Below are 2,882 nucleotides of genomic sequence, written 5' to 3'. Positions count from 1 at the left end.
GCGCTGCTTGAGGGCCTTGTTATAAGAGGGCCAGTTGGTGATTTTAAAATTTTGTTTTGCCATGGAGACCTGATTTTGAAACAACTGTGGTGATCTGCTCCGATGATTACCCAAAAGTTCTATTTATTCAACAAAGCCGCTCCGCGACGTTACGGGGTACACTGCGCAACCTTTATGACGCGGGAGAGGCCGATGAGCCAATTGGAACTGGAAACGCGAACGCTCACGTTGGTGCGTTATACGAAAACGTCTGAGAATTCCACCTTACAAGCCTGGGAAGCGGCAGACGCGTTTTTGCTGAACGAGATTGCTACCATGGAGCTTGTGCCAAGGCCCGTTGTGATACTGAACGACACATTCGGTGCACTGGCCTGTGGATTACAGGCATATGAGCCGCTCTGCGTCAGCGACAGCTATTTGAGCCATCTGGCGACGCGGCATAATCTGTCGCTCAACGGCTTTACGCCGGAGTCCGTCGTGTTGCAAGACAGCCTGACGGCGTTACCTGATGCGCCATCGCTGGTGGTTATCAAGGTTCCAAAAACCTTAGCGATGCTGGAGCATCAGCTTCCTATGCTACGCGCGGTCGTCGTCCCGCATACGCGAATTATTGCCGGCGCGAAGGCGCGCGATATTCATACTTCCACGTTGCATCTGTTTGAAAAAATTATTGGCCCGACGCGGACTTCACTGGCGTGGAAAAAGGCACACCTGATTCACTGCGACGTGGCACAAATCAATGTAGGTGAGTATTCACCAACCGTTGAGTGGGAACTGGAAGGGTATGGTTACCGCATCCACAACCATGCCAACGTGTTCTCACGCGGTAGCCTAGACATCGGTACGCGCTTTTTTATGCAGCACCTGCCGCGTGATATTGACGGCAAGATGGTGGATTTAGGTTGCGGTAACGGGATTGTCGGTCTGGTGGCGCTGGCGCAAAACCCTTCAGCGCTGGTTAGCTTTATTGATGAATCTCATATGGCGCTGGCTTCCAGCCGCATGAATGTTGAAATCGACTGTCCGCAAGACCTGCCGCGTGCCAGTTTTGTAGTGAATAATTCGCTGGCCAACATTGCCCCTGATTCGCTGCAAGCGGTGCTGTGTAACCCACCTTTCCACCAGCAGCAGACCATCACCGACCATTTGGCCTGGAACATGTTCAGCGATGCGCGTCGCTGTTTAGCGCACGGCGGTGAGGTGCGTATCGTAGGCAATCGCCACCTCAACTACTATCCGAAGCTGAAACACCTGTTCGGCAACTGCGAACAGCTGGTGGGCAACAACAAGTTTGTGGTGCTGCGCGCGGTGAAGCTGGCATCGTCTCGCTGAACGGAGCTTGGGTCATCGGCTACAGCGTTAGCGCCGGTCGGGTGGCCTGGTCGATGGCCCGCCGGGCATCCAGTTCGGCGGCGACATCCGCACCGCCAATCAGATGCACGGCGCACCCGCTGGCCTGCAATGGAGCATAGAGCTCGCGCCGTGAATCCTGTCCTGCACAGACGATGATGGTATCGGCGGCGATGCACCTCTCCTGGCACTCATGAATAATATGCAGCCCAGTATCGTCAATGCACCGATATTGCACACCGTCCATAAAACTTACGCCGTGACGCAGTAGCTGCGCCCGGTGTATCCATCCGGTGGTTTTGCCAAGATGCTCACCCAGTTTTCCTGCCTTGCGTTGCAGCAGCACAATTTCATGCTGATGCACTGCGCCTGTGGGTGCTCCGGCGGCGAGCGGTAATACGCCGCACCGTTTATCGAGAGTACGATAGATACCCCATTCGGTATAGAAATCGGCTTGCGGGGGTGCACTCAGATAATGGGCAACATAAACACCGATACCGCCTGCACCGATAATCGCCACCCTTTTGCCAACGGGCACCTTATCGCGCAGAACCTGTAACTAGCTCAGTACGCTTGGGTGATCAACACTGGGAATCTCCGGCGTACGTGGCGTGATACCACACGCTAGGATAACCGTATCGAAGGTTTTAAGATCGTCTACCGTGGCTTTGGTGTTGAGGCGCAATAATACGTGAGTGAGCACCAACATACGGCGGTAATAGCGCAGCGCCTCCGTGAATTCCTGTTTACCGGGGATTTGTCGGGCCAGATTAAACTGACCGCCGATGTTACTGTCCGCTTCGAACAGCGTCACTGCACGGCTGCGCTGTGCTGCGTTAATGGCAAAAGCCAGCCCTGCGGGACCAGCGCAGACGACAGCAATTCGTTGCGGTGTGTCTGTTGCTATTATAGGGAGTGTTGTTTCGTGGCAGGCGCGCGGGTTGACTAAACATGACGTTACCTTGCCGACAAATATGCGATCAAGACAGGCCTGATTGCGGCCGATACAGGTATTGATCTCATCGCTGCGACCCGTTTCTGCTTTCTCAAGAAAGTGTGAATCCGCCAGAAAGGGGCGCGCCATGGAAACAATATCGGCGCAGCCCTGCGCCAGTAGCTGTTCTGCCTGAGCCGGATCGTTGATGCGGTTGGTGGTGATAAGCGGTATGTTTACCTTGCCCATCAAGCGTTGGGTCACCCAGCCAAAGGCCGCGCGCGGCACCAGCGTTGCGATGGTCGGGATGCGTGCCTCGTGCCAGCCAATACCGGTGTTCAGCAACGTGACGCCTGCGGCTTCCATCTCTTGAGCCAGGGTTTCTATCTCTTGCCATGAGGAGCCTGATTCCACCAGATCGAGCATCGACAGGCGATATACCCGTGATCATTGAAGCTGCTTGATTTTACGCGGTAAGAAGATCATGCTCACCCACTATGAAGATATTTATTACCGACAAGCAAAAAGACGAACTCGAACACCTTCATGACACCAGTCGTGATAAGCGTGTTTGTGATCGCATCAAAGCCGTCCTGCT

At 54.4% G+C, this 2,882-nt stretch carries 1 protein-coding gene and 1 pseudogene; one reads left to right on the top strand and one right to left on the bottom strand.

Annotation, left to right across the window (positions count from 1 at the left end):
• The first annotated feature begins 192 nt into the window (after window positions 1-192).
• Window positions 193-1,332, top strand: a complete 1,140-nt coding sequence (rlmG, locus tag QZ506_RS18630) for a 23S rRNA (guanine(1835)-N(2))-methyltransferase RlmG (RefSeq protein WP_291973066.1) — start codon at window positions 193-195, stop codon at window positions 1,330-1,332.
• Between the two features lie 19 nt (window positions 1,333-1,351).
• On the opposite strand, the pseudogene QZ506_RS18625 reads toward rlmG, so the two are convergent.
• Window positions 1,352-2,725, bottom strand: a pseudogene (locus QZ506_RS18625) (FAD-dependent oxidoreductase); the annotation flags it as partial.
• Between the last annotated feature and the right edge of the window lie 157 nt (window positions 2,726-2,882).

It is taken from the genome of Candidatus Symbiopectobacterium sp. (assembly GCF_020054415.1).
Lineage (GTDB): Bacteria > Pseudomonadota > Gammaproteobacteria > Enterobacterales > Enterobacteriaceae > Symbiopectobacterium.
The sequence above is the reverse complement of the archived record's forward strand: the minus strand, read 5'-3'. Positions and strand labels throughout refer to the sequence as shown.

Excerpts from the sequence above, each read along its gene's own strand:
- rlmG (WP_291973066.1), top strand. The coding sequence starts at position 193 with ATGAGCCAATTGGAACTGGAAACGCGAACGCTCACGTTGGTGCGTTAT.